Origin of the sequence: uncultured Williamsia sp., from assembly GCF_947494875.1 — a bacterium.
GTDB lineage: Bacteria > Actinomycetota > Actinomycetes > Mycobacteriales > Mycobacteriaceae > Williamsia_A.
The window spans coordinates 158,942-185,196 of sequence record NZ_CANLWM010000006.1; the positions used below are offsets into that span (position 1 = coordinate 158,942).

Sequence of the window (26,255 nt, forward strand, 5' to 3'; positions counted from 1 at the left end):
GGACACATGGCGCACGGACGGAGTGCCCGGTTCGCGCGGATCGGTCAGCAGATGACGCGTCGTCGGTGGTGGGTCATCGCGTTCTGGGTGCTCCTCGTCGCCGGACTGAACGTCGCTGTGCCGCAACTGGAGTCGACGGTCGCCCAGCGGTCGGCGCCGTTCCTGCCGTCGGACATGCCGTCCCAGGACGCACTGCGTGAGATGTCGCGTGACTTCGGGTCGCCCGCGTCGACCGCGCTCGGGAGCATCGTGGCGGCAGACGACGGCGGTTTCGATTCCGCCGATGAGCGGTGGTATCGCACGCTCGTGAACCGGCTCACCGACGATCACGAGAACGTCGCCTACGTCCTCGACATGGACGGGAACCCCGCGACCCGCTCCGCGGCACGCAGCCCCGACGGGAAAGCCGTCCACCTCACGGTCGCGGCGGAGGGCGACGTCGGCAGCACCCGGGCACATCACAGCACCGTCGCGATCCGCGCCCTCGTCGACGACATCCCGCGCCCGGACGGTCTGCAGGTGCACTACACCGGGCCGTCGCCGACCCTGGCCGACCTGTTCAGCTCGATCGACCTGTCGCTCCTGATCATCACCGGGGTGTCGATCCTCCTCATCACCCTGCTGCTGGTGATCGCGTACCGCTCGGTGATCACCGCGCTCGTCCCGCTCATCACGATCGGCATCGCGCTGGGGGTGGCCCGCCCGATCGTGTCCCTCCTGGGTGTCCACGACGTCGTCGGGGTCTCGAACTTCTCCATCGCGATCATGACCGCCCTGGTCCTGGGGGCCGGAACCGATTACGCGATCTTCCTCATCGCGGGCCACCACGACGCGCGTCGTCGCGGGCGATCGCCCGACGGCGCGGTGACCGAGGCGACGGCGCGGACCTCGGCCATCGTCGTCGCCTCGGCGGCGACCATCGCTGCCGCGGCCGGGGCGATGGCCTTCACCCAGGTCGGCATGTTCCGCACCTCCGGACCGCCGACGGCGGTCGGTGTCCTCGTCACGATGGCGGTGTGTCTCACCCTGACCCCGGCACTGATGTCCGTGGTGGCACGCCGCGGGCACCTCGAACCGCGCCGCTCGACCGAGCGGCGGTGGCGTCGGCTCGGAGCGCGTGTCGTGCGTCGCTCCGGCGCACTGGCGGCGGCCGCCATCGTCCTGCTCCTGGCGCTCGCCGCGGTCATCCCCACCTTCCGGGTCAGCTATGACGAGTCGGCGGTGCAGATCTACGGAAGCGACTCGACGCGTGGCTACGACATGGTGCGCGACCACTGGGGTGTCAACGAGGTGGTCCCGGAGTACCTGCTCGTGCGGTCGGACCACGACATGCGGAACACGACCGACCTCGCCGCCCTCGAGCTGATGGCGATGTCGGTGTCGAAGGTTCCGGGGATCGCCTACGTCCGATCGATCACCCGGCCGGACGGGCGCCCCCTGGCCGAGTCGGCGACGGGTTTCTCGACCGGGGCAGTCGGTGGTCAGCTCTCCGAGGCGCACCGTCGCGTCGAGGCGGCCACACCCGAACTCCAGCGGCTCGCGGCCGGGGTGACCGCTCTGCGTGACGGGGCCGACGAGGCGTCCCGACAGATGCCGCAGCTGGTCGCCGGCACCGACGAGGTCGTGTCACTCGCCGACGGTGTCCTCTCGGCGGTGGGGACCGCGGAACGGATCGTGGCGATCGCCTCGGACGGGACCACCACTCTTCCGTCGAGCGTGCGGACGCTGGCCGCGCTCGCGGACACGGTCTCGGCGTTGCTCACCGAGATCGGCGACGACGCACGACGTTCCGCCGGTGTCGCCGCCGGGCTCCAGTCGGTGTTCGGTCCCATGTTGGCAGGCCCTGACGGTCCAGGATGCTCCCGCGACCCGGCCTGCGCGGCGGCCCGCGCCGCATTCCTGGCCGTCGACCGGGCCACCGGTGGACGGGCGGGGCAGGCTCTGCGCGAGGCGACGTCGGCAGCGTCGGCGCCGTCGGGCGCCGTCGAGCGGGCACGTGCGCTGCTCCCCGAACTGCGGACCGGGTTGTCGCAGCTGCAGACTCTGCTCGACCGCCTCGACGGACGCTCGCCGGCAGAGCTGCGTGCTGAGCTGGGGGAGCTGACAGATGGCGTCTCGCGGTTGTCGACAGGACTCGACAGCCTCGCGGGCGGACTCCGGCAGGTCGAGGCCGGTACCGACCAGACCGTCGCGCTGACGGCCGAGCTGACTGCCGGACTGCGCCGGGCAGGCGACTATCTCACCACCATGTCCGACGCGACACGGTCGGGTGCGGGTGCCGGGTTCTACCTGCCGCCGCAGGCGCTGTCGGACCCTCGCTTCGTCGCTGGGACGCGACTGCTGATGTCCCCCGACGGGCGGTCGGCGCGAATGCTGGTCGTCCGATCCGTGAACCCCTACGGACATCGCGCGCTGTCGGAGGTCGGAGCCATCGCCGACGCCGCCCGCGCCGGTGCGCGCGGTACCGTCCTCGCGCGCGCCGCCGTGTCCTCGACCGGCCTGACGTCGCTGTCGGCGGACATGAACAGGCAGGTGCAGCGCGACTTCGCCCTGTACGCCGCAGTCGCGGTGCTGGCCGTCCTCGCGATCCTGATCCTGTTGCTGCGCAGTCTCCTCGCGCCCGTCCTGCTGGTCGCGGCCGTGCTGCTGTCGTTCGCCGCGACGGTCGGGCTGAGCATCCTCTTCTGGCAGCACCTTCTCGGGATCGACCTCGACTGGTCGGTGATCCCGGTGTCCTTCATGGCGCTCGTCGCGGTCGGCGCCGACTACAGCATGTTGTTCGCGTCCCGCATCCGAGAACACGCGCGGCACGGCATGATCGGTGGTGTGATCCGCGGGTTCGGGACCACGGGTGGCGTGATCACCACCGCAGGAGTGGTTTTCGCGGTCACCATGTTCGCGTTGATGAGCGCGACGGTGACCAATCTGTTGCAGATCGGCTTCACCGTGGGCGTCGGACTGATTCTCGACGTCGCCGTCGTGCGGACCGTCCTGGTGCCCGCGGCGATGGCCGCGATCGGCAACCGGATCTGGTGGCCGGCCCGGGCGTGACGTCATGCCCGGCGGGGTCGGTGGCGGGTGATCACGACCCCGGACGCCGTCGTCGACGACTCCACCAGGTCCATCGGCACGGGGGTCTTCTCCGGCCCGAACAGCCGTCGCCCCGAGCCGAGGACGAGCGGGTGGATCATCAGCAGCATCTCGTCGACGAGACCTCGGGGGAGCAGGGACCGCACCAGCTCCCCGCTGCCCATCACGACGAGAGCCCCGCCCTCCTGTCGGCGGAGCTCGGCGACGTGATCGACAGCGTTCCCGGCGAGCAGGACCGAGTTCGGCCACGGCAGCGCCGTGTCGAGACCGGACGAGACGACGTACTTGGTCGTCGCGTTCAGACCGTCGCGGAACGGTCCACCGACGGTGTTCCAGTGCGCGAGCATGTCGTCGTAGCTGCGGCGACCGAGCAGCCATGAGAACTCGGTACCCATCACGGCGCCCATCGCCGCACCGATCGCGGGATCCGCGGCGGCGGACTGGGCCCAACCGCCGTGCCGGAAACCGTCTCGCCCGTCCTCGTCCTCGCGTCCGGGGGACTGGATCACCCCGTCGAGACTCATGTGCTCGATGACCACCACGCGCATCCCTGCTCCCTTCGTCGGTGTCACGGGGACAGACCGGCGCGGGCGACCGATCTCATCGGGTCAGGCGGGGATTGCCGCCTCGAGCAGCGTGCGTAGTTCCCCGGCCACATCGTGCAGGGGTTGCATCGACCGCTGTGACCGCGACAGCAGCAACGCTCCCTCGACCGCCGCGATGGCCGTCGAAGCCAGCGTCCGCGCGCGGGTCTCGTCGACCCCGCTCTCGGTCAGCGCCGCCGCCAGGGTGCGGTGCCAGGTCGTGAAGATGTCCGCCACCAGTTCGGCGAGGTGCGGGTCGACCTCGGGGCCGCTGACCGCGGCCCCGACAACCGGGCACCCCGCGGTGAAGTCGCTGTCGACGAGTTGACGCGTCCAGAACGCGACGAAGACGTCGAGCAGTTCGGCGGGGCCGCGGTGTTCTGGCGAGGTGAGGATCGCACCGATCACGTCGCCGGATGCCTGCAGGGCGGCGGCCACGATCTCGTCCCGGCCCCCCGGGAAGTGGTGGTAGACCGAGCCGCGCGGTGCGCCGCTGTCGGCGAGGACGGCGTCGACGGTGACAGCGGCCGCGCCACGACGCTGCATCAGCCCGATGGCGCTGTGCACCATCCGGTTGCGCGTCTCACCTCGCCGTGCCATCCGCGTCCGTCCCGTCCGTCGACTATGCGCCCGAGCATAGTGCGGTGGGCGAGGTGCGTGGTCGCGTCGTCGTGGTGGGGCCGGGGACGAGCTCCGGCACGGGAGACCGCCGAACGCCAGAACGCCCCGCCGGCGAGGGCGGGGCGTTCTGGTCGATCGGTGCGAGGTGGTCTCAGCGCTTGCTGTAGGTGAGACAGTTCGCGGTGTCCGAGCTCTCGCCGGCGCCGATGCGGACCGCGGCGGCGGTGCACTCGAGGTTCGCGTTGTGCTGGCAGTCGGACCGCTGGCACGCGCCCACCTGCGGGGAGACGACGTCGAGGCCGCCCTTCACCGACAGCGGGATGAACGTGCCGCAGTCCGCGGTGCCGTTGGAGCCGCCGACGTTGATCGCGAAGGCGTGGCAGCCGTCGTGGTTGTAGGAGCAGCTGCTGACGCTGCACTCGCTGACGTGGGGCATCTCGAGGGTGGCCATGTGAACCTCCGGGTCTCGCGGTCGATCGGGGCTGTCGAACACGCGGTGCGGATCGTCGAACCGCATGTCTGGCAGCGACGATAGGAGAGATGTCCGACTCGCACCAGCAAGGTCAGGCAACCCTTCGAATCGGACATCGACGGCGAAAAGGCAACCCTTACCTCACTTTTGGGCGGTGCGCTCCCACGGCAGATCGGCCCGACGGGTGGCGGTGACAGGGCAGTAGTGCATCGAGGAGCCCCACTCGCTCCGAGGCGGGAGGTTGCGAACCGGCGTCTCGACCGGAGGGGTGTCGGGTGTGAGACGTCCTGTCGCCCTGTCCCATCCGTCACGGGCGCGAGGATGCATGCGCAGCCGGTGGGGGAGCAGTCGGAAGGTGCGGTCGAACCAGCGGCCGGCGAACCGCAGCATCTTCTCGTCGCGGTCCGACCACGCGAGGCCGAGCGTCTCGCGGACGGGTTCGTCGTAGAGACCGGTGGTGATCCACAGGAACGCGCGGCCGATCGGCTTCGCCATCTGCCGCCACAGCGCGTCGGGGACGCGGGACAGGAACGGTGGCGGCGGGAGTTCGGAGATGTCGAGCACCGTGCGCACCGCGGGGTGGTCCTGCAGGACGTCTCGACACATGTGGTCCCAGTAGACGAGGAAGTCCTCGTAGGTCTCCGGACACGGCCGCATGCTCACCCCGTAGCGGGCGTACCAGGCGCTCGACTCGTCGAACATCGCGCGCTTGTCGGCCTCGGTGATCGGCGGACCGAAGTACTCCGCGCACCGCACCGCGCCGTACCAGAAGGTCGCGTGCGCCCAGTAGAAGACGTCGGGGTCCAGGGCGTGGTAGCGCGACCCGTCGGGCATCGTGCCCTTGACGTCGCGGTGGTAGTCGCGGATCTCGTGACCGGTCTCGACCAGACCCGATGAACCCGCCGGATCGAAGACGACGCCGATGATCGGGTAGAGCGAGCGCATGAGGCGCTGCCACCGTTCACCGAAGAAGTCCGAGTGCTCCCACACCGCCTCGCCCAGTTTCGGGTGCATGTTCTGCATCGACCCCGACCACAGCCCCATGAGCATCCCGTGCCACCCGCCGAAGAAACGCCAGCTCGCGGAATGCGGGCCGAAGACGGCGACATCGGTGGCCGGCGGGGACGACGTCATGAGACGGAATCGTATTGTCGTCTCAAAGGGGCGTCAACGACGGTGCGCCCCGGCCCGTCGACCGGACGCTCACCGATTCGACTGGGTGGCTGCGTACGCCGACTGGGCGAGACCGCACACTCGATCGCTCCGAGCGCCCACCGGACGCCCGCAACCGCCCACTCGACGGGTCGGGATCAGGACCGCAGACGCACGCGCTGCCCGGGGACGAGTTGGGCGGCACGGTCGGTCGAGTCGGCGGTGAGCACGGCGACCACGGGATAGCCGCCGGTCACGGGGTGGTCGGCGAGGAAGAGCACCGGCTGCCCGCTGGGCGGGATCTGCACCGACCCGAGCGCGACGCCCTCCGACTGCAGCTCGTCCCGACCCGGCAGCAGTTCGACGGGAGGGTCCTGGCGGTCGGGATCGCGATTCAGCCGGACGCCGACGCGATCGCTGTGGGGATCGACGAGCCAGTCGCCGGTCACCAGGGAGCCGCGGTCGCGGAGGGCGTCGTCCCGCGGACCTGCGACGGCGTGCAGGACGACGACGTCGGCGCCGCCGGACCCCACGTCACCGAACGCGATCGTCTCGCTCGGCCACCCGACGGTGTCGGTGCCGATCGGCAGTCGGGCGCCCGCGGCAAGCACGTCGGGACCGATCCCCGACAGGGTGTCGGTGGACCGCGATGCGAGCACCGGCGGGACGTCGATGCCGCCACGCACCGCGAGGTAGGCGCGCAGGCCGGACACGGCTGTACCCACCTCGATCAGGGCGCCGTCGGGGACGACGACCGTCGACGCGTGTCCGACCGGCGTGCCCGCGACGGTGACCGGGCACCGCGCTCCGGTGACCGCGACGGTGACGGTCCCCTCCGCGACGGCGGCGAGGCCGCCCATCGTCACCTCGAGCACCGCGGCGCGGGCGTGGTTGCCCACCAACCGGTTCGCGGTCGCCGCCGACGCGCGGTCGGCCACACCCGACTGCGGGACACCGAGATGCGCGAACCCGCGACGTCCCAGGTCCTGCACCGTGGTCAGCGGCCCCGCGCGCGTGACGACGAGCGTGGTCATGACGCCGTGAACCGCACCCGACGACCGGGCTCGAGCAGTGCGGGAGGGTCGCGGTCGAGGTCCCAGAGCGTGACGTCGGTGCGCCCCAGCAGGTTCCATCCCCCGGGTGACGATCGGGGGTAGACAGCGGAGTGGCCCGCGGCCACGGCGACAGCGCCGACCGGGACCTTCGGGCGTGACTCCGATCGCCGCGGGACGGCGCACAGCTGCCGCATCAGGTCGTCGCCGGGCGTCTCGTCGGGCACGAGGTAGCCGAAACCCGGTGCGAAGCCCATGAACTGCACACGCCAGAGGATCCCGGTGTGCGCGGCGACCACCGCGTCGGCGTCGGTTCCCAGGCGGGCGGCGACGTCCGCCAGGTCCTCGCCGTCGTAGGTGACCGCGATGTCGAGCGGTGCTGGGCTCTGCACGCTCGACTCCGTCGGCACGTCACCCGCGGCGCGCAGGACCCGCCGGACACCGAGGCGGTCCATCCCGCCCCCCGGTCGCGACTGCACCAGCACCGCCTGGGCGGTCGGGATCACGTCGACGACGTCGGGCAGGCGTCCGTCGGCGGCCGCCGCACGCAGCACCTCCCCGGCGTGCAGGGCGCGACGCCAGGGCATCTCGTCGTCGGCGAAGTCGAGCAGGAGTGCGTCGTGGCCGGCCGATGTCTCGCGCACGCCTTCACCGTACGACGCCCGAGTGCGGGCCGAGGTGCCTCGGCGCATGCCGGTCCGGAGGACCGATCCGGTGTGCCAGACTCGGACCGTGGGTGAGTTCGCTGTCTCCGCCGGTGACTACTCGGCCGTCGTGGTCTCGCAGGGTGCCGGTCTGCGCGAGGTCCGCCATGCGGGCCGCCTGCTGACCGAGTCGCCGCCCGTCGGCCCCGACGAGAAGCCCCCGCTGTCCGCGGGTCTGGTGCTCGCACCGTGGCCGAACCGGACCGCCGACGGACGGTTCACCTTCGACGGTGTCGAGCACCGACTCGAGATCACCGAGGTCGACCGGAACAACGCCAACCACGGCTTCGTCCGGACCGTCGAGTGGGCGCTGTACGACGCCACCGAACGCTCGGTCACGCTCGGCGTGCCGATCGGGCAGCACCCTGGCTGGCCCTTCGATCTCACGCTGGTCGTGGACTACACGCTCGACGAGACCACCGGTTTGACGGTCACCAGCACGGTGACGAACAGCGGGGACGTCCGCGCGCCGTTCGCCCTCGGCTTCCACACGTTCGTCCGCGCCGGAGACGCCGCCACCGACGACTGCACCCTCACCGTCCCGGCCGGCCGCACACTGCCACTGGATCCCGAACGGCAACTGCCGCAGGGGGATCCGACCCCCGTCGACGGCACCGATCACGACTTCCGCGCGGGACGACGCCTCGCCGGGCTCTGGCTCGACACCCCGTTCACCGACTTCACCGCGACCGACGGCCGGTACGTCAGCACTCTCGCCGATCCCGACGGCATGACCACCGAACTGTGGACCAGCCCGGCGTTTCGGTGGGCGCAGGTGTTCACCGCTGATCCCGACCACGACCAGAGCTTCCCTGGCCGCGGCCGTGCGGTGGCCGTCGAACCGATGACCGCGCCGCCGAACGCGTTGGCGTCGGGTGACGACCTCGTCGTCCTCGAGCCCGGGCAGACCTGGTCGGGGGAGTGGGGTATGCGACACCGGGACTCGGCGGCATGAGCCGGACGGGTGTCACCGCGTGAGCCGCATCGTCGTCTGCGGCGAGTCGCTGGTCGACCTCGTGCTCGACGCGCGTGGCCGGGACGCCGACGACCGCGGTCTCGCGCCGCTGCAGCCGGCGCTGGGCGGCGGCCCGTTCAACGCCGCGATCGCGCTCGGCCGACTCGGGTCCTCGGTGTCGTTCTTCTCGCGCGTCTCCGGCGACCACTTCGGCGACGCGCTCATGGCCTCCCTGCGTGACGCCGGCGTCGACACCGCGCTGGTCCAGCGCGACCCGGCCCCGACGTCGCTCGCGCTCGCCACCGTCGGCGCCGACGGGTCCGCGGCCTACAGCTTCTACGTCGAGGGCACCGCCGACCGCCGAGTCGTGGACCCCGGGGCGCTCCCGGACTCCGTGGGGGCGCTGGCCTTCGGCACCCTGTCGCTCGTGCTGGAACCCGGCGCATCGGTGTACGCGCGGATGATGGCCGATCACCACGCCCGCGGACGACTCGTCCTGCTGGACCCGAACATCCGCAGCGCCGTCATCGACGACCCCGACGCCTACCGCCGCCGGTTCCGTGGCTGGTTGGAGTCCGTCGACGTCGTGAAGGTCTCCGACGACGACGCCGACTGGTTGGCACGGGGGCCCGAGGGTTCCACCCCGCAGGACTGGCTCGAATCCGGTGTCGCCGCGGTGGTCTCGACCCGCGGCGCCGACGGTATCGCGGTGTCGACGTCGACGGGGACCGTCGCGGTGCCCGCCCCGCCGGTCACCGCCGTCGACACCATCGGAGCGGGCGACACCACCGTCGGGGCGCTGCTGCACTGGCTCGACACCCGCGACGCGCTGAGCCCTGACGCCGTCCGTCGCCTGACCGACGAGGACTGGCGTGCGGGCGCCGCTTTCGCCGCCCGTGCGGCCGCGATCACCGTGTCGCGGCCCGGCGCCGACCCTCCGTGGGCGGGTGAGCTGACCAGCGACTAGTTTGGTCGCAGGGATACGCACATCTGGATCACCGTTCACGAGACGGCTCCAGCCAGTCGAAAAGGGGCCCGAGTGTCCGCCGAAGCAGTGTCTGACGGGTCGCAGACCCGGTCCGCGAAGTTCGAGTACCCAGGGGGCAGTCTCGACCTCCCGATCGTCGAGGCCACCGAGGGTGCCGACGGCGTCGCGCTGGGCAAGTTCCTCTCCGAGACGGGGATGACCACCTTCGACGGTGGTTTCGTGAACACCTCGTCGACGAAGTCGGCGATCACCTACATCGACGGCGAGGCCGGGATCCTGCGGTACCGCGGGTACCCGATCGACCAGCTCGCGGAGAAGTCGACCTTCATCGAGGTCAGCTACCTGCTCATCTACGGAGAGCTCCCGACCGCGTCGCAGCTCGAGGAGTTCACCACCCGGATCCAGCGGCACACCCTGCTGCACGAGGACCTGAAGCGGTTCTTCGACGGGTTCCCGCGCAACGCGCACCCGATGCCGGTGCTGTCCAGCGCGGTGAACGCGCTCAGCGCCTACTACCAGGACTCGCTCGACCCGAAGGACCCCGAGCAGGTCGAGCTGTCGACGATCCGCCTGCTGGCGAAGCTGCCGACGATCGCGGCCTACGCCTACAAGAAGTCGGTCGGCCAGCCGTTCCTCTACCCGGACAACTCGCTGTCGCTGGTCGAGAACTTCCTGCGCATGACGTTCGGCTTCCCCGCCGAGCCCTACGAGGTCGACCCCCGCGTCGCCAAGGCGCTCGACATGCTGTTCATCCTCCACGCCGACCACGAGCAGAACTGCTCCACCTCGACGGTGCGCCTCGTCGGGTCGTCGCAGGCCAACCTGTTCACGTCGATCTCCGGTGGCATCAACGCGCTGTGGGGCCCGCTGCACGGCGGCGCGAACCAGGCCGTGCTGGAGATGCTCGACGACATCAAGGCCGGCGGCGGTGACACCACCGACTTCATGAAGCGGGTCAAGAACAAGGAGCCCGGCGTCAAGCTGATGGGCTTCGGACACCGGGTCTACAAGAACTACGACCCGCGCGCGGCGATCGTGAAGAAGACGGCCGACCAGATCCTCGAGACGCTCGGCGTCACCGACGACCTGCTCGACATCGCGAAGGGTCTCGAGGAGGTCGCCCTCTCCGACGACTACTTCATCGAGCGCAAGCTGTACCCGAACGTCGACTTCTACACCGGTCTCATCTACCGCGCGATGGGTTTCCCGACGCGCATGTTCACGGTGCTGTTCGCGCTGGGCCGCCTGCCCGGCTGGATCGCGCACTGGCAGGAGATGAACTCCGACCCGACCACGAAGATCGGTCGCCCGCGTCAGATCTACACCGGGTACACCGAGCGCGACTTCACCGAGATGGGCGACCGCTGAGCGGTCGACCCTGACCGTCGATCACAGGGGTCGCCGGTTCCGCAGGACGGGCAGGGTGGCCCGGACCGAGTCGACCAGGTCGGAGTCGAGGTCGACGACGAGCAGGCCGGGCCCGTCGCCGAGCTGATCGGTGACGGTTCCGGTGGGGGACACCACCATCGAGTGCCCGACTCCGCGTGGTGCGGGGGAGTCGAGCACGTCGGCCGGGAGGGCCTGATCACAGGCCATCACATGACTGGTGGAATCCAGCGCTCGCGCCCGCGCGAGCAGGGTCCACTGGTCCACCTTGCCCGCACCGGCGCCCCACGACGCCGCGACCACGATTACCGACGCGCCGAGATCGGCCAGTCGATGGAACAGGGCCGGGAACCGGATGTCGTAGCAGGTCGCGAACCCGACGCGGACGCCGGCGACATCGACGACAAGCGGGTCCGAACCCGGTGCGACGGTGTCGGATTCGAGGAATCCGAACGCGTCGAACAGGTGGATCTTGTCGTAGTGCGCCTCCACGCCGCCGCCGGTGACGAGCAGCGTGTTGCGGACCCGGCCCGCGTCGGCCGGGGTGAACATCCCTGCCACGACGGTGATCCCGACGCGGGCCGCGATCGCGCGGACCGCGTCCGCCCACGGTCCGTCGATCGGTTCGGCGACGTCGGCCAGCGGCCCGCCGAAGCACCGCATCATCGCCTCGGGGAAGACGACCATCGCGGCCCCGGACTCGGCGGCGCGGGTCGCGTGGTCGTCGATGATCGCGAGGTTCTTCACGGCGTCGGCGCTGCTGCAGACCTGGGCGAGGCCGATGCGGATGGTGGTCGTCACGGTGTCACTCCTGGTGCGGTGGGTGTGGGCCGGATATACATGTCGTATGCAAGCGATGTCGGGTCGGGAGAAGGCGTACCTGTTCGTGCGCGACGAGGTCCTCACGTCCCCCGCTGCCACCGGGACGTTCCTCAACGAGCAGGAACTCGCGACCCGCATCGGGGTCTCGCGCACCCCGGTCCGCGAGGCGCTGCTCATGCTCCAGTCGGAGGGGCTCGTCGAGATGGTCCCCAAGCGGGGTGCCCACGTCCCGGCGATGTCGGGGCGTCAGATCGGTGAGCTGATGGACCTGCGCGGTGTGCTCGAACGGCACGCCGCGTCCCGGGCTCTCGCCGACGGCCGGGCGCCTGTCGACCTGATGTCGGCCGCGCTCGCCGAACAGGAGGCGCTCGCGGACTCGCGGGACACCGATGCGGCGACGCGCTTCATCGAGATCGACGGCCGCTTCCATCAGACCCTCGTCGACTCGGCCGGCAGCGAGCTGCTCTCCCGCACCTACGCGGGACTGCGTGCCCGACAGCTCCGCGTCGGCGTGAGCGCGCTGTTCAGCGCGTCCGACCGGCAGCACCGGGTGTGCGCGGAACACCGGACGATCGTCGACGCGCTCGCCGCGGGCGACGAGGCGTCGGCGCACGCCGCGATCGACGATCACCTGGAGGTCACGCTCGGAGTCCTGCTGCGGGCGTGAGCAACTCGCTCTCGGCGTGCATCGTCGCGTAGTGCTCGTCCTCGGACGGGTCGGGGTCGCGGCCGAGGGCCAGTCCGATCAGCGTGAGCACTCCGACGACGGCGATGTATCCGGAGATCGGGATCCAACTGTCGGTCTGGTCGAGCAGGTACACGAAGATCAGCGGCGCCATCGCGCCGCCGAAGACGCCGGCGATCGTGTAGGCCAGCGAGCTGCCCGTCGACCGCAGGCGCACGGAGAACTGCTCGGTGACGAAGGCGGCCTGCGGTCCGTACATGAACGAGTGGAACGCGAGCCCCACCACGACGCCGAGGACGAGCAGCGGCAGTGAGTTGCCGCCGATGACGAGGAAGAACACGGCGCTCCACACGACACCGCCGACGGCCGCCACGGCATAGACCAGCCGACGGTTCACCCGGTCGGAGATCGCCCCGGCGAGCGGGATCAGTCCGAGCTGACACGCGGACCCGACGAGGATCGCGGTGAGGACCTCGCCACGGTCGAAGTCGAGGTGCTTGGTGCCGTACGTGATCGAGAAGACGGTGAACAGCGCGTAGATGACGTCGGGTGCGATACGGGAGAGGATCCCGGCGACCAGGGGTCGGAGCTGCGTGCGGAACACCTCACTGATCGGCGCCTGCGCTCGGTCACCACTCTCCTGCAGCGCCTGGAACACCGGGGTGTCCTCCAGCTTGAGGCGGATCCACAGACCGAAGCCGACGAGCACCGCGGAGAACAGGAAGGCGATGCGCCACCCCCACGACTCGAACTGCGCCTCCGTCGTCGCGACCGTGAGCAGGGCCAGCGCACCGTTGGCGAGGAGGTTGCCGGCCGGCGGACCGATCTGGGCGGCCGACGACCAGAACCCGCGTTTGCGCGGATCGCCGTACTCGCTGGAGAGGAGGACGGCACCGCCCCATTCGCCACCGACCGCGACGCCCTGGGCGAAGCGCATCGCGACGAGGATGATCGGTGCGGCGACACCGATGCTCGCGTAGGAGGGGATGAGGCCGATCGCGAACGTCGTGACCCCGATGAGGAGCAGCGTGATGACGAGGAGCTGTTTGCGGCCGATCACGTCGCCGAGTCGCCCGAACACGAAGCCGCCGATCGGCCGGGCGACGTATCCGACCGCGTAGGTCGAGAACGCCAGCAGCGTGCCGGTCAGCGGGTCGTTGTCGGGGAAGAAGATGTCGGGGAAGACCAGCGCGGCGGCGGCGGAGTAGACGGCGAAGTCGTACCACTCCAGCGCGGTCCCCGTGAGGCTGGCCGCGAATGCCTTGGCCAAGCCTTTCCTGTCTCCCGCGACGTGCGTGGTCATCCGTGCTCCTTCGACTTCTCGGCGGGTCTCGCCCGTTGTCCGCTTCACATACTTGATGTATACAAGGCGTATGCGCAAGGGTTTCGGCGTATCGGCAACGAGAAAGTAACGAGGAGGGCCCCACACGATGCTCACGTTCACGCTCCCCGACGGGTCGACCGAATCCGTGGAACCCGTCGCGGTGCTCAACGCCGGGTACGCCGGTCGTGATCAGGAGTGGGTCGCCGCGCACATCGCCGAGCTCGCGGAACTCGGCGTCCCGGCGCCGACGGTCACCCCGGCGCTGTACCCCATCGCGCCGTACCTGGCGCAGCAGACCGACGAGGTCTTCGTCCAGCACGGGCGGACGTCCGGCGAGGCGGAGTGGGCGCTGGTCGTCCTCGGCGACACCGACGACGACGTGTTGCTCACCGTCGCATGCGATCACACCGACCGGGACCTGGAGGTCCACAGCGTCGCGTGGAGCAAGAACGCGGCACCCGACGTCGTCGGACGCGGTGCGTGGCGGCTGGCGGAGATCGCCGGGCGCCTCGACGAGATCCGTCTGCAGGCGTGGGCCGACGACGTCCTCATCCAGTCGGGATCGCTCGGTGATCTGCTCGCGCCGCAGTACTGGCTCGACGTCCTGCGCGGCCGCGGCCTCCTGCGCCGGGGGACCGTGCTGGTGTCGGGGACGATCCCGATGCGCAGCGGGGTCGACCAGTTCGCGGGGTCCTGGCGGGTCGAGATGTCGGATCCCGTCACCGGTGACGTCCTCACGTGCGCCTACCGCACCGTCGCGATGCCCGCACCGATCGGATGAGGCCCACGCCGTAGAGTCGGTCATCGAACGCACCGAGTGTTCGACGACGAGATGAACGCAGGAGACGTCAGGTGACCAAACCAGAGGTGGATTTCCCCGAGGGTCCCGCGCCCAGCGAGTTGGTCACGGAGGACATCATCGTCGGCGACGGTGACGAGGCCGTGCCGCACGGCATGGTCGACGTGCACTACGTGGGTGTGGAGTACGAGACGGGCGAGGAGTTCGACTCGTCGTGGGATCGCGGGCAGTCCGCCAACTTCCCCCTCGACCGCCTGATCGTCGGCTGGCAGAACGGCATCCCGGGGATGCGCGTCAACGGCCGCCGCAAGCTCGTCGTCCCGCCGGAGCAGGCCTACGGGCCCGCGGGCGCCGGACATCGGCTGTCGGGCAAGACCCTGGTGTTCGTCATCGATCTGCTCGGCGTCGGCTGACGCCGGCGGTCACGGCGTCCGGCGTCGGAGGACGAGTGGGAGTGCGACCCACAGGGTGACGGCGACCGCCGCGATCACGATGCCGACGGTCAGTCCGGTCTGTGGGTCGACGACCACGTCGAAGATGAGTGTGATCACTCCGATGACCGCGACCCCGAGCAGTCCGAAACCGGCGACCGCGAACCTGTTCGCCCAGCGGACGACAGTGGCTATCGCGTGGCGGCGGAACAGGATCCGGTGCATCGCCACCGGTGCGACCACCAGGACCGTCGCGAGGACCGACGCTGTCGTCGTGACGAGGTAGATCGCGACGTCGCGATCGGAGATCTGCGCGAACCGCGCCTGGAACGGCAGCGTCAGCAGGAACCCGGTGAGCAGCTGGATGCCGGTCTGCATGACGCGCATCTCCTGCAGCAGGAACGACCAGTTCCGGTCGAGGCGTTCGGTGGGCGTCTCGCCCCGCGCTCTCTCGTTCCACCTGTCGTCGTCCACCGGTCGATCTCAACACAGCCGACACCGCCCACACGGCGGGAACCACTCCTCGAGCGTGCAGCAGATCCCGCCGAGGGCCGCGAACAGGCACGATCGCTCGGATCCACTGCACGGTCGCGGCGATCGAGTGCACGCTCGACGGCGGGGTCAGGACGCCTCGGCGCGTTCCAGGAGGAGCCGGACGCCGAAGTGCACCGTCGCCGCGAGGACGTCCGCGGGGTCGCCGTCGAACTCGACGCGGTCGGCGCTCGCCTGACCCCGGTCGACGACGCCGACCCACACGGTTCCGGGCGGGACGTCCTCGTCGGTGTCCGGGCCGGCCTCACCGGTCAGGGCGATGGTGAGGTCGGCGCCGAACATCGTCGCCGTGGAGTGCGCCATCGCGCGGGCGGACTCCTCGCTGACGACGGGACCGTCGGGCACGTGCAGCAGCGAGTGCTTCACCGACGACCGGTAGGCGATGACGCCCCCCGCGTACCACTCGCCCGACGACGGTGCGCGACCCATCTGGGCGGCGAGATTCCCGGCGGTGAGGGACTCACACGTGGCGATCGAACGCCCGGTCCGCTGCGCCACCTCGGCGAGCCGCTCGCACAGCTCGGTGGTCTCCGCGTCGACGGGCAGGTGCTGTTCCGGTTGGACGGTCATGCAGACGCGGATGGCCCCGCCGCCGGGGTCCCAAACATCGCGCTCCGGCCGCCGGGGCACCCGTGACAGACTTCGACGATGAGCAAGCACGGGCACGGCCTGGTGGCGGGCGTCGACGTCGGCGGGACCAACATCGAGGTCGGGTTGGTCGACGCGCACCACGCCGTCGTCGGGCGCGCCAAGGCGCACACCCCCACCGACGGCCCCGATGCCGTGCTCGACACCATCGCCGATCTGATCGGCTCGCTCGGCGACCGGCCCGCCGCGGTCGGCGTCGGGATCCCGGGCGTCGTGCATCGCGGTGACGTGCTCACCGTGCCGAATCTGGCCAACTGGACCGAAAAGGTGCAGATCGGCGAGGAGCTCGGCGACCGTCTCGGTCTCCCGATCGCGCTCGGCAACGACGCGAACGTCGGGCTTCTCGGCGAGCACGTCGCCGGTGCCGCGCAGGGCGTCGACGACGCGCTGGGCGTGTGGATGGGGACGGGGATCGGCGGGGCGTTGGTCCTCGGCGGCGAGCTGTACAGCGGCACCCGCGGCGCCGCCGGCGAGATCGGCCACGTCGTCGTCCAGGAGCGCGGCGCGCTGTGTGGGTGCGGACGTCGGGGCTGCGTCGAGGCCTACGCCGGGCGGCGTCAAATGGAGGTCACCGCGACCGCCTTGCAGGAGGCGGGTCGGGAGACACGACTGTTCGCGATCCGCGACGAGGTGGGCAAGACCAGTGTGACGTCGAAGGTGTGGAAGCACGCCCTCGACGAAGGCGACCCCGTCGCCGTCGAGCTGTTCGCGACGGCGCTCGACGCGCTGGGTGTCGCGATCGGCTCCACGCTCAACGTGCTCGACGTCGGTCTCGTCGTCGTCGGCGGTGGACTGGCGGAGAAGCTGGGGCAGGACCTCGCCGACCGCATCGCGACGGCGACCGCCCCCTGGGTGCTCCAGTCCGACCCCGACCGCCGGTTCGTGGTGTCCGCGCTCGGTGACGACGCCGGGATCGTCGGGGCGGCGACGCTGGCGCGCGGCGCGCTCTGAGCGACCCCGGCGTCACCGGGTCAGTAGCGGTTGCAGGTCGAGAAGACCAGCGCCACACGCTGATCGACCAGCGGGCGGTACTGGCGTACCAGGCCGGCGATGCGCGGGTTGCGCTCGAGCAGCCGGTTCACCTCGGCGGTGCGCTGCGGCTCGGGAAGGACGACGATGCGCTCGAACTCGCCGCGCACCCGCGGGTTGTCGAGGTAGCGGGCCACCTCCGGGGATGTCGCGGCGACGGCACGCTCGACCTGGGCGGTGGTGCAGTCGGTGCCGGGGACACGGTCCTGCGGTGCGGCCGACGCGGATGCGGCCGGGATGGCGAGGGCTGCCGCGGCTCCCAGGGTCGCCGCGCCGAGGGACAGGGCGCGGGTGAACGGACGTCGAGTGGTCGTGCGTCGAGTGGTCATCGAGGAGAACCCTTCGCGGATCGAGCAGGACGCGCTCATCGGAGCCGGGGGTCTGCAGCGGCGCGCTCACTCCCGACGGTACCGGCGCCGATCGTGACGGTCAGTCGGGTGCCGCCCCACGGGCTGTCGGACAGCGTGGCGTCGCCGCCGTGCAGCCGGGCCTGCTGTGCGATCAGCGCCAGGCCGAGGCCGGATCCCGACTGTCGGCTGGTGCCCCGTTCGAAGCGACGGAACACCCGTTCGCGGTCGGCGGGTGGGATGCCGCGGCCGTCGTCGTCCACGACGATCGCGACGGCGTCCCCGCGCTCTTCGACACCGACACGCACCCGTCGGGCCTCGCCGTGGCGTACGCCGTTGGTCACGGCGTTGCCGACGGCCATCCGGATCCCGGTCTCGACGGCGTGCACGGGCACCGACTGCGGTGAGGCGAGGTCGATCTCGACGCCGCGGTGGTGTGCCCGTGCCTCGGTGACGACACGGTCCAGGATGTCGGCGAGATCGACCGGCACACGGTCGCGGCCGCCGAGGTCGCCCTGCGCGAGGCTCTCCAGCGCGGCCAGCGTCTCCTGCACGCGCGCGTGGGACCGACGCAGGTCGGCGACGATCTCGGCGCGGGCCGCGGCGTCCGGGGCGAACGACTCGAGCACCTCGAGGTCGGTCCGCATAGCGGTCAGCGGTGTCCGCAGCTCGTGCGCGGACACGGACGCGAAATCGCGGGCGGTCACCAGCGCCTCGTGGGTGCGGGCGCGTTCGGTGTCGACTCGACGCAGCAGCGACTCCATCGCCGACGCGAGTTCCTCGGCCTCGCGCGCACCCCGGACCTGAGCCAGCGCAGCACGTTCCGGTGCCTCGGGCCCCGCCTCGACGGGGATGGTCTCGGTCTGCCGGGTGAGACGTCGCAGGGGCCGGATCGCCAGGCCGCCGAGCAGCCATGCCAGCAGTGCCGACGCGGCCACGGCGGACAGACCGATGTAGAGCAACGCTCGGTGCTGAGAGGCGACGCGATCGAGGGTGGGCTGCAGGGGGACCGCCACCGAGGTCATGACCAGCCCGTTCAGCAGACCCGAGTTCGCCGCGCTCGTCGTCTTCACCCGGTAGCGCGTGCCGTCGATCGTGATGTCGGCCTCACCGACGCCGCGCGCCGGGATCTGCCTGCTCGTGGTCTGCAGGACGATCCCGCCGAGACGGCCGGTGGCCAGCGCACCGTCGGAGACACCGGAGGTGATGGTCTCGGTGTTCGACGTCGACAGGCTCGGCTGGAACGCCGCCGACAGGGTGTCGACGCGGGCGTCGAGCTCGCGGTAGGCGCCGGCGCCCACCTGCACCCATGCGACCGTCCCGATCGCCAGCACGATCAGGACGGTCACCAGCGCCGCGGCCGCGGTCACGCGCGTCCGGAGCGACGGTGAACGCCTGCGGCCGCCGATCACGGGTGCGCCCGCAGGACGAACCCGACGCCGCGCACGGTCTGGACGACGCGCGGTTGTCCCTCTGCCTCGAGCTTGCGCCGCAGGTAGCCGATGAACACGTCGACGACGTTGGTGTCGGCGGCGAAGTCGTAGCCCCACACCTGACTCAGCAGCTGCGTCCGGCTGAGCACCATGCCGGGGTGCTCGGCCAGCGCGACCAGCAGCTCGAACTCGCGGCGTGTCAGGTCGACGGGGTGACCGTCACTGGTGACCTGCCGGGCGTCGACGTCGACGGTCACGTGCTCGACGACCAACGTCCGATGGGGTGCGCTCGGGGTCGTCTCCACGGCGGGTGTCACCGGTCGTCGTCGCAGCAGTGCCCGCAGCCGGGCGACGAGCTCCCCGAGGTCGAACGGCTTGGTGAGGTAGTCGTCGGCGCCGGCCTCCAGGCCGGTGATGCGATCGTCGACGGTGGTCCGTGCGGACAGGACACAGACGGGGATGTCGTCGCCGAGCGCACGCAGTGCCGTCACGACCGCGACCCCGTCGAGCCCGGGCATGTTGATGTCGAGGACCAGCAGCGACGGACGGTGCTCGGTGATGCTGCGCAACGCCTGCGCGCCACCGGTGGCGGTGTGGACACGGAACCCGGCCAGGCGCAGCCCGCGCTCCAGCGAGTGCAGCACGTCGGGGTCGTCGTCGACCACCAGGACGTCGGGCGTCCCTGCGTCCGGGGCGCCGGTCTCGTCGGTCGGCGGTGGCGTCATGGCGGCCATTGTGCCGAAGACCGCTGGTCGGGACCCGTGACCCACCGGCTGCGGCAGGATGGGGTGATGACGACCACCGCGCTGCTCTGGTTCCGCCGTGACCTGCGTCTGTCCGATCTGCCGTCGCTGCTCGACGCGACCGAGGCGGCCGATCGGGTGCTGGCGTGTTTCGTCCTCGACCCGACGCTGCTGTCGTCGTCGGGTGAGCGCCGAGTGCAGTTCCTCGGCGACTCGCTGCGCGACCTGTCCGAGCAGCTCGACGGTCGGCTGCTCGTCGTGCGGGGCAAACCGGAGAGCCGCATCCCCGAGCTCGCGAAGGCCGTCGACGCGACCAGCGTCCACATCTCCAGCGATCACACGCCCTACGGCGTCGCCCGCGACAAGCGTGTCGCCGAGGCGCTCGGGGACGTCGAGCTGGCCGCGCAGGGGTCGCCGTACGCCGTGACCCCGGGCCGCCTGACGAAGAACGACGGCGAGCCGTACAAGGTCTACACGCCCTACTTCCGGGCCTGGCGGGACCACGGGTGGCATTCGCCGGCCGACACCGGAGCGAAGTCCGCCACCTGGGTGGACCCGAAGGACGTCACGTCCTCGAAGCTCAAGGCCGCCGACATCCCCGACCCCGGCGCCGATCTGCCGCAGGCCGCCGGTGAGACCGCCGCGCTCGCGCGGTGGAAGCAGTTCGTCGACGGGACGAAGGACTTCTCCGAGCACTCCGTCGCCGACTACGACGACGTCCGCAACCGCCCCGACCTCGACGCGACGAGCAGGATGTCGGCGCACCTGAAGTTCGGCAACATCCACCCCCGCACGATGCTCGCCGACCTCGTCGACCTGGAGAAGAAGACGACGACGAAAGACGGTGCGACGGGATACATCAGGGAGATCTGCTTCCGGGACTTCTACGCGACGATCATGCATCACTGGCCGCGCAGTTCCTGGTGGAACTGGAACTCGCAGTTCGACGACATCGAGCTCGACACCGGCAAGGACGCCGAGAAGGCGTTCGAGCAGTGGAAGAGGGGGGAGACCGGGTTCCCCATCGTCGACGCCGCGATGCGGCAGCTCAACGAGTCGGGCTGGATGCACAACCGGCTGCGGATGATCGTCGCGTCGTTCCTCGTGAAGGACCTGCACCTGCCGTGGCAGTGGGGTGCGAAGTACTTCCTCTCCCAACTCACCGACGGTGACATGTCGAGCAATCAGCACGGGTGGCAGTGGACCGCGGGCTGCGGCACCGACGCCTCTCCCTACTTCCGGGTGTTCAACCCGACGACGCAGGGCGAGAAGTTCGACCCGAACGGCGACTTCGTCCGGCAATGGGTGCCGGAACTGTCCGAGATCGCGGGCAAGGCGGTCCATCAGCCCGGTGACGATCGTCCCGACGGGTACCCGGAACCGATGGTCGACCACAAGGCCGAGCGCGAAGAGGCCCTCGCCCGGTACCAGAAGGTCAAGAACTGACGCATCGAGTTCGGCTCGCCTAACTTTTTTCTTCGACCTGGTTTGAAACCGCTCATCGGCTGTGACACGCTGGGCCGATGGCGTTGGGGACCGGTCCGCAGCTGAGTCCGGCTCCGTTGCGGCGGTCCCGGTTCGCTGGGGTCGCCCTGCTGGGCCCGGCGTTCGTCGCCGCCATCGCCTATGTCGACCCGGGCAACGTCGCCGCGAACGTCACCGCCGGTGCCCGCTACGGGTTCCTGCTCGTCTGGGTGCTGGTGGTCGCGTGCGCGATGGCGGTGGTGATCCAATACCAGTCGGCCAAGCTCGGCATCGTCACGGGCAAGACGCTGCCCGGGTTGCTCGGGGAGCGGCTTCCCCGGCGTCGCCGGCTCGCGTTCTGGGCGCAGGCCGAGGTGGTGGCGGCGGCCACCGACATCGCCGAGGTCGTCGGCGGCGCGATCGCCCTGCACCTGCTTTTCGACCTGCCCCTCGTTGTCGGCGGGGTGATCGTCGGCGCGATCTCCATGGCGCTGTTGGGTTTCCAGTCACGCAGTCGGCAGCGGACGTTCGAATCCGCGATCGGTGCGTTGCTCCTGATCATCGTTGTCGGGTTCCTGGCCGGTCTCGTCGTGGGCCCGCCGTCACCCGGCGACGTGCTCGGCGGACTGGTGCCGCGCCTGCAGGGCACCGACACCGTGCTGCTCGCCGCGAGCATGCTCGGCGCGACGGTGATGCCGCACGCGATCTACCTGCACTCCAGCCTCGTCATCGACCGCCACGGGCCCAGCGTCGACGACACGCGTCGTCGACGGCTCATCCGGGCGACACGCTGGGACGTCACCGTCGCGTTGGTGATCGCCGGTGCGGTGAACATCGCGCTGCTGCTGCTGGCCGCGCAGAACCTGCAGGGCCGCGCGGGGACCGACACCATCGAGGGTGCGCAGCGAGCTGTGGGCGACGCGATGGGTCCGGTGATGGCCGTCGTGTTCGCCGTCGGCCTGCTCGCGTCGGGTCTCGCGTCCACCTCGATCGGGTGCTACGCGGGCGCGTCGATCATGCAGGGACTGTTGCGCGTTCGCGTGCCGGTGTGGATACGCCGGATGGTCACCCTCGTCCCCGCGCTGATCGTCCTCGGCAGCGGGGTCGACCCGACATGGGCGCTGGTGATCAGTCAGGTCGTGCTGAGCTTCGGCATCCCGTTCGCGGTCATCCCGCTCGGCCGCTTCACCCGCGATCGTGCGCTGATGGGCTCCTTCGCCGACTCCGGTGTGCTGCGCGTCGTCGCGATCGCGATCGCCACGGTGGTCGTCGTGCTCAACGTCGCGCTGATCTGGCTGACCGTGACCGGCACGGCCTGAAACCGCTCCGCCTATGCCTTCTTCAGGTCCGGGTTCTCCTGGTACACCTCGGCGAGGACCGACATGTCGAAGATGTCAGCGGCCTTGATGGTGTAGCCGGCCTTGGCGAGCGCCTCGATGTTCTCGGCGATCAAAGCGTCGGTCATGGTGAGGAGGCCGTTGGCCTTCGTGTCGGCGGAGACGACGAGGTCGTTCTGCGCGATCGCCTCCTTGGTCTGGTCGTCGACCTTGAGGCCGAGGTTCTTGCCGTAGACGTTCACGGCGAGTTCCGCGGAGCCCTGGGGATCGGCGACGGCGTCGTTCCAGCCCTGGACCTCCGCCTTCAGGAACTTCTTCAGCAGGTCGCGCTCGGAGTCGATGGTCTCCTGGCGCACCACCAGCGTCTCGGCGACCAGCGGCAGGTTGTGGTCGGCGAACAGCAGGGTCGCCGTCGGGAAACCCTGTGCGGCCAAGGTGATCGGCTCGTTGGTGCTGTAGGCCACCCAGCCGTCGACCTCGCCCTTCGTGAGGGGGGTGGGGTCGTACTGGACGGTGATCTTGTCGACGTCGCTCTCGCGGAGGTTGTTCGCCGTGAGCAGTGCCTTGAAGACGTTCTCGTTCGACGCCTGCACGCCGATCTTCTTGCCCTTCATCTCGGCCGGGGTGGTGATGGGGGTCTTCGCCGAGGACATGATGCAGAACGGGTTCTTCTGGTAGGTCGCGGCGACCGTCTTGAGCTTGGCGCCCTGCAGGATCACCGGAGCGGTGAGCTGCGGGGCGGTCATCCCGATCCACACCTTGTTCGACGTCAGACCCGTCTCGACGCCGGTGCCCGCACCGCCGCCGGTGACGAGCTCGGGGTCCGGGGTGAACCCCGCCGCCTTGTAGTATCCCTTGTTCAGCGCGTGGTACTCACCGGCGAACTCGATGTTCTTGATCCACGACAGCTGGACCTTCTTCGCACCGCCCGACGACGAGGACGACGACCCGCTGCTGCACGCGGCGAGGACACCGGACGCGCCGAGCGCGCCGGCGGCGCCGCCCGCGAGCAGGGAGTAGCGGAGGAAGTTGCGGCGGTCGACGCTGGGGGACATGGGTTCTCCGTTCGGATGGGGTGAGGGACGAGGTGGTGGGTGGGTCAGGACGTGGCGGTGCCCATGCGGGACAACACCAGGGCCTCGCACACGCCGACGACGGCGTACAGGACGATCGAGCTGACGGTGATGACGACAACCGAGGCCCACAGCTCGTCGTAGGCGGCGGCGGGCAGTGCCTGCTGAAGACTGGCGCCGAGTCCCTTGTTCGTGCCGAGCCATTCGCTGACCGTCGCGCCGATCATGGCGCCGGGAACCGAGATCTTGGCCGCCGCGAACAGCGACGGGACCGCGGCGGGCAGCGAGGCGAGACGCAACGTGGTGGTGCGGGAACCGCCGTAGGCGCTGATGACGTCGGCGATCTGACGCGGCGCGCCGGCCAACCCGGTCATGATCATCACGAGAGCGGGGAAGAACACGATGATCCCGCCCATCACCGCCACACATGCGGGTCCACGCCCCACGATCATCGTGATGAGCGGTGTGACCGCGACCAGCGGCACCGAGCGCATCAGCATCGCCAGCGGCATGAAGGTCTGGGCTGCGGGCCGGGACAGAGTGAACACCGCGGCGACCACGATCGCGGCCACCATCCCGGTGACGAAACCGATCCCGGTGTCGGCCAGCGTGATCCACAGGCGGTCGAACAGGTCACCGCGGTTGGCGGCGGCGTCGGGGTCGGTGAACAGGTAGGCGAACACGTCGAGCGGGGTGCGTCCGATGATCGGTCCGACGTCCGGGAAGGCCAGCAGGAACGCCACCCAGATCACGACGATGAGCACCAGGGAACCCAGGAGCGACAGGAGGAGTCGCGTCGCGGAGCCCGCCCCGCGGATGCGCGGGCCGGCGATCGCGGCGGTCATCGAATCGCCTCCCCCCGCGCCCAGCGGTCGACGAAGCGGGCGATGACGGCGACGATCGCGTATCCGACGCCCGCGACGACGCCGGCGATGAGCGCGATCGCCCACACCTGCGGGATGGCCGCCTGCTGCTGGGCCAGGATCATGGACGGACCGATGCCCTGCTCGGGCATGGACAGGAACTCCCCGAGCACGGCACCGAGCACCGCGGCCGGGGCGGCGATCTTCAGCGCGGCCAGCGTGTTCGGCAACGCCGAGACGATCCGCACCCGCACGAGCTGTGCGAACGGGCCGCCCCCATAGACCCGGACGAGGTCGAGTTCGGCGGCGTTGGGCGACCGCAGCCCGGACAGCACGCCGATCATGGTCGTGAAGAACACCGAGATCGCGGCGAGGAACACGATCATCGTCTGCACCTCGCTGAACGCGACCTGGATGATCGGCGCCACGGCGATCAGCGGTGTGCAGTAGCTGATGATCGCCAGCTGCGTCGCGAGGCCCTCCACGGCGGGGATGAGGACCACGAGGAGCGCGATCGCGATGGCGAGCCCGTTGCCCCAGAGGAAGCCACGCAGCGCCAGCTCGACGGTCGGCGTCACGTTCGTGGCGTAGAAGTCGCCGCCCTGCTCGCCGATCGCACGCAGCACGGCGACCGGTGTCGGGATGGTGCCTCGGAACCACTGGAAGACGCCCGCGAGGGTCCAGACGGCCAGGACCACGACGATCCCGAGCGCGCCTGCGCCCCAGCGTGACCCGGCGGTCCGCGCACCCGACCACCGCGTGCCGGGGAGCGGACCCGGCTCGGCGGCGAGGTCGGGCCGGGGCTCGGCGAGCGTGGTCATCGCGATGTCCCGGCGGGCGCCGCCGTCTCGTCGGTCCGGCGCCCGAAGAGGACGCCGCTGAGGTGGTCGTGCAGGGCGTGGAACTCGGGTGTGCGCAGCATCTCCGGCACACGCGGGCGGGGCAGGTCGATGGGGAGCACCTCGACGATCCTCCCGGGGCGGGGGCTCATGACGGCGACCTCGTCGGACAGGAACACCGCCTCGGCGATGCCGTGGGTGACCATCAATGTCGTCGCGGGCTTCTCGGTCCAGATCCGGAGCAGCTCGTCGTTCAGGCGCTGACGCGTCATGTCGTCGAGGGCGCCGAAGGGTTCGTCGAGCAGGAGCGCGGTGGGCCGGACGACGAGCGCGCGTGCGATGGAGACACGTTGACGCATACCGCCGGACAGGGTGGCGGGCTTGGCCTTCTCGAACCCGGAGAGCCCGACGAGCTCGATGAGTTCGGCGACGAGGTCGTCGTCGGCGGGCATCCGCGCCACCTGCAGCGGGAGCTTGATGTTCGCCTCGACGCTGCGCCACGGGAGCAGGGCCGAGTCCTGGAACGCGATGCCGAGACCGTGGTCCCGCTGCAGATCGCGCGGTGACTTGCCGTTCATCAGGGCCGTGCCCGCGCTCGGGGTCTCCAGGCCGGCGAGGATCCGCAACACCGTGGACTTCCCGCAGCCCGACGGGCCGAGGAGGGACAGGAACGATCCCTCGGGGGTCTTCAGCGTCACGTCCTCGAGCGCCGTCACCGGGGTCTTTCGCGAACCGAAAGTCTTGGTGAGTCCCGAGATGTCGACACCGGTGCCGGCCGGGGGAACCCGTGCCGGCACCGGTGCCGGGGTGGTCGGCTCCTGCGTCATGAGGGCTGACGGTAGGAGCCGCCTGTTGCTGCGGT

At 70.4% G+C, this 26,255-nt stretch carries 27 protein-coding genes; 10 read left to right on the forward strand and 17 right to left on the reverse strand.

What is annotated here, in order from left to right; genetic code table 11:
• Positions 1–6: 6 nt before the first annotated feature.
• Positions 7–3,051 carry an MMPL family transporter gene (locus tag Q1A98_RS15070; protein WP_299575041.1) on the forward strand — a complete coding sequence of 1,015 codons (3,045 nt, stop codon included), beginning with the start codon at positions 7–9 and terminating at the stop codon, positions 3,049–3,051.
• 2 nt (positions 3,052–3,053) lie between these two features.
• Here Q1A98_RS15070 and Q1A98_RS15075 read toward each other — a convergent pair whose 3' ends face one another.
• The 6 genes from Q1A98_RS15075 to Q1A98_RS15100 form a co-directional block, all read right to left on the reverse strand.
• On the reverse strand, positions 3,054–3,638 hold the full coding sequence (locus tag Q1A98_RS15075) for a dihydrofolate reductase family protein (protein WP_299575043.1): 585 nt from the start codon (positions 3,636–3,638) through the stop codon (positions 3,054–3,056).
• 60 nt (positions 3,639–3,698) lie between these two features.
• The gene (locus Q1A98_RS15080; RefSeq protein WP_299575045.1) at positions 3,699–4,274 is read right to left on the reverse strand and encodes a TetR/AcrR family transcriptional regulator; all 576 of its coding nucleotides are present in this window, start codon (positions 4,272–4,274) and stop codon (positions 3,699–3,701) included.
• Between the two features lie 172 nt (positions 4,275–4,446).
• The gene (locus Q1A98_RS15085) at positions 4,447–4,746 is read right to left on the reverse strand and encodes a DUF1540 domain-containing protein (RefSeq protein WP_299575047.1); all 300 of its coding nucleotides are present in this window, start codon (positions 4,744–4,746) and stop codon (positions 4,447–4,449) included.
• A 162-nt stretch (positions 4,747–4,908) separates the two neighbouring features.
• Positions 4,909–5,901, reverse strand: a complete 993-nt coding sequence (locus Q1A98_RS15090) for an oxygenase MpaB family protein (protein ID WP_299575049.1) — start codon at positions 5,899–5,901, stop codon at positions 4,909–4,911.
• Positions 5,902–6,077: 176 nt separating this feature from the next.
• Complete coding sequence (locus tag Q1A98_RS15095) at positions 6,078–6,953, reverse strand: biotin-dependent carboxyltransferase family protein (RefSeq protein ID WP_299575051.1); 876 nt, start codon at positions 6,951–6,953, stop codon at positions 6,078–6,080.
• The gene (locus Q1A98_RS15100; RefSeq protein WP_299575052.1) at positions 6,950–7,615 is read right to left on the reverse strand and encodes a carboxyltransferase domain-containing protein; all 666 of its coding nucleotides are present in this window, start codon (positions 7,613–7,615) and stop codon (positions 6,950–6,952) included. The genes Q1A98_RS15095 and Q1A98_RS15100 overlap by 4 nt, the downstream gene beginning before the upstream one ends.
• An 88-nt stretch (positions 7,616–7,703) precedes the next feature.
• Here Q1A98_RS15100 and Q1A98_RS15105 point away from each other — a divergent pair, with 88 nt between their 5' ends.
• From Q1A98_RS15105 to Q1A98_RS15115, 3 genes are all read left to right on the forward strand, one after another.
• Positions 7,704–8,630, forward strand: a complete 927-nt coding sequence (locus tag Q1A98_RS15105) for an aldose 1-epimerase family protein (protein ID WP_299575054.1) — start codon at positions 7,704–7,706, stop codon at positions 8,628–8,630.
• A gap of 19 nt (positions 8,631–8,649) precedes the next feature.
• Positions 8,650–9,597 carry a PfkB family carbohydrate kinase gene (locus tag Q1A98_RS15110; RefSeq protein ID WP_299575055.1) on the forward strand — a complete coding sequence of 316 codons (948 nt, stop codon included), beginning with the start codon at positions 8,650–8,652 and terminating at the stop codon, positions 9,595–9,597.
• Positions 9,598–9,669: 72 nt separating this feature from the next.
• Entirely contained in the window at positions 9,670–10,986 is a 1,317-nt protein-coding gene (locus Q1A98_RS15115; protein WP_299575056.1) for a citrate synthase, read from the forward strand.
• Between the two features lie 21 nt (positions 10,987–11,007).
• Here the strand turns inward: Q1A98_RS15115 and Q1A98_RS15120 are convergent, their stop codons facing one another.
• Positions 11,008–11,805, reverse strand: coding sequence for a carbon-nitrogen hydrolase family protein (locus Q1A98_RS15120; RefSeq protein WP_299575057.1), 798 nt, complete (start codon positions 11,803–11,805; stop codon positions 11,008–11,010).
• Positions 11,806–11,851: 46 nt separating this feature from the next.
• Between Q1A98_RS15120 and Q1A98_RS15125 the strand changes: the two genes are divergently transcribed.
• Positions 11,852–12,493 carry a GntR family transcriptional regulator gene (locus Q1A98_RS15125; protein WP_299575058.1) on the forward strand — a complete coding sequence of 214 codons (642 nt, stop codon included), beginning with the start codon at positions 11,852–11,854 and terminating at the stop codon, positions 12,491–12,493.
• Here Q1A98_RS15125 and Q1A98_RS15130 read toward each other — a convergent pair.
• Complete coding sequence (locus tag Q1A98_RS15130) at positions 12,465–13,814, reverse strand: MFS transporter (RefSeq protein WP_299575059.1); 1,350 nt, start codon at positions 13,812–13,814, stop codon at positions 12,465–12,467. The two genes, Q1A98_RS15125 and Q1A98_RS15130, sit on opposite strands and share 29 nt — an antisense overlap.
• A gap of 127 nt (positions 13,815–13,941) precedes the next feature.
• Between Q1A98_RS15130 and Q1A98_RS15135 the strand changes: the two genes are divergently transcribed.
• The gene (locus Q1A98_RS15135; RefSeq protein ID WP_299575060.1) at positions 13,942–14,616 is read left to right on the forward strand and encodes a DUF2848 domain-containing protein; all 675 of its coding nucleotides are present in this window, start codon (positions 13,942–13,944) and stop codon (positions 14,614–14,616) included.
• Between the two features lie 71 nt (positions 14,617–14,687).
• Positions 14,688–15,047 (forward strand): FKBP-type peptidyl-prolyl cis-trans isomerase, encoded by a 360-nt coding sequence (locus tag Q1A98_RS15140; RefSeq protein ID WP_299575061.1) that lies wholly within the window; start codon positions 14,688–14,690, stop codon positions 15,045–15,047.
• A 9-nt stretch (positions 15,048–15,056) separates the two neighbouring features.
• Here the strand turns inward: Q1A98_RS15140 and Q1A98_RS15145 are convergent, their stop codons facing one another.
• A complete protein-coding gene (locus Q1A98_RS15145; protein WP_299575062.1) occupies positions 15,057–15,539 on the reverse strand; it encodes a DUF6328 family protein in 483 nt (160 codons plus the stop codon).
• Positions 15,540–15,686: 147 nt separating this feature from the next.
• Complete coding sequence (locus tag Q1A98_RS15150) at positions 15,687–16,187, reverse strand: CinA family protein (RefSeq protein ID WP_299575063.1); 501 nt, start codon at positions 16,185–16,187, stop codon at positions 15,687–15,689.
• Between the two features lie 78 nt (positions 16,188–16,265).
• Here Q1A98_RS15150 and Q1A98_RS15155 point away from each other — a divergent pair, with 78 nt between their 5' ends.
• Positions 16,266–17,216 (forward strand): ROK family protein, encoded by a 951-nt coding sequence (locus Q1A98_RS15155; protein ID WP_299575064.1) that lies wholly within the window; start codon positions 16,266–16,268, stop codon positions 17,214–17,216.
• Between the two features lie 20 nt (positions 17,217–17,236).
• Here the strand turns inward: Q1A98_RS15155 and Q1A98_RS15160 are convergent, their stop codons facing one another.
• Genes Q1A98_RS15160 through Q1A98_RS15170 form a run of 3 tightly spaced genes read right to left on the reverse strand, consistent with a single transcriptional unit; the run spans position 17,237 to position 19,799 of the window.
• Positions 17,237–17,623, reverse strand: a complete 387-nt coding sequence (locus Q1A98_RS15160) for a hemophore-related protein (protein ID WP_299575066.1) — start codon at positions 17,621–17,623, stop codon at positions 17,237–17,239.
• A 35-nt stretch (positions 17,624–17,658) separates the two neighbouring features.
• Complete coding sequence (locus Q1A98_RS15165) at positions 17,659–19,011, reverse strand: HAMP domain-containing sensor histidine kinase (protein ID WP_299575067.1); 1,353 nt, start codon at positions 19,009–19,011, stop codon at positions 17,659–17,661.
• 38 nt (positions 19,012–19,049) lie between these two features.
• Positions 19,050–19,799, reverse strand: coding sequence for a response regulator transcription factor (locus tag Q1A98_RS15170; RefSeq protein WP_299575068.1), 750 nt, complete (start codon positions 19,797–19,799; stop codon positions 19,050–19,052).
• Positions 19,800–19,865: 66 nt separating this feature from the next.
• Here Q1A98_RS15170 and Q1A98_RS15175 point away from each other — a divergent pair, with 66 nt between their 5' ends.
• Both Q1A98_RS15175 and Q1A98_RS15180 read left to right on the forward strand, forming a co-directional pair.
• Complete coding sequence (locus Q1A98_RS15175; protein ID WP_299575069.1) at positions 19,866–21,263, forward strand: deoxyribodipyrimidine photo-lyase; 1,398 nt, start codon at positions 19,866–19,868, stop codon at positions 21,261–21,263.
• Between the two features lie 77 nt (positions 21,264–21,340).
• The gene (locus tag Q1A98_RS15180) at positions 21,341–22,600 is read left to right on the forward strand and encodes an Nramp family divalent metal transporter (RefSeq protein WP_299575070.1); all 1,260 of its coding nucleotides are present in this window, start codon (positions 21,341–21,343) and stop codon (positions 22,598–22,600) included.
• 11 nt (positions 22,601–22,611) lie between these two features.
• On the opposite strand, the gene Q1A98_RS15185 is transcribed toward Q1A98_RS15180, so the two are convergent.
• From Q1A98_RS15185 to Q1A98_RS15200, 4 genes are read right to left on the reverse strand one after another with little or no spacing between them, the layout of a single operon-like run.
• Positions 22,612–23,673, reverse strand: a complete 1,062-nt coding sequence (locus Q1A98_RS15185) for an ABC transporter substrate-binding protein (protein WP_299575071.1) — start codon at positions 23,671–23,673, stop codon at positions 22,612–22,614.
• 44 nt (positions 23,674–23,717) lie between these two features.
• Positions 23,718–24,536 carry an ABC transporter permease gene (locus Q1A98_RS15190; protein WP_299575072.1) on the reverse strand — a complete coding sequence of 273 codons (819 nt, stop codon included), beginning with the start codon at positions 24,534–24,536 and terminating at the stop codon, positions 23,718–23,720.
• Positions 24,533–25,375, reverse strand: coding sequence for an ABC transporter permease (locus tag Q1A98_RS15195; RefSeq protein ID WP_299575073.1), 843 nt, complete (start codon positions 25,373–25,375; stop codon positions 24,533–24,535). Before Q1A98_RS15195 ends, Q1A98_RS15190 begins: the two co-directional genes overlap by 4 nt.
• Positions 25,372–26,220 carry an ABC transporter ATP-binding protein gene (locus Q1A98_RS15200; protein WP_299575074.1) on the reverse strand — a complete coding sequence of 283 codons (849 nt, stop codon included), beginning with the start codon at positions 26,218–26,220 and terminating at the stop codon, positions 25,372–25,374. The genes Q1A98_RS15195 and Q1A98_RS15200 overlap by 4 nt, the downstream gene beginning before the upstream one ends.
• Positions 26,221–26,255 lie beyond the last annotated feature (35 nt).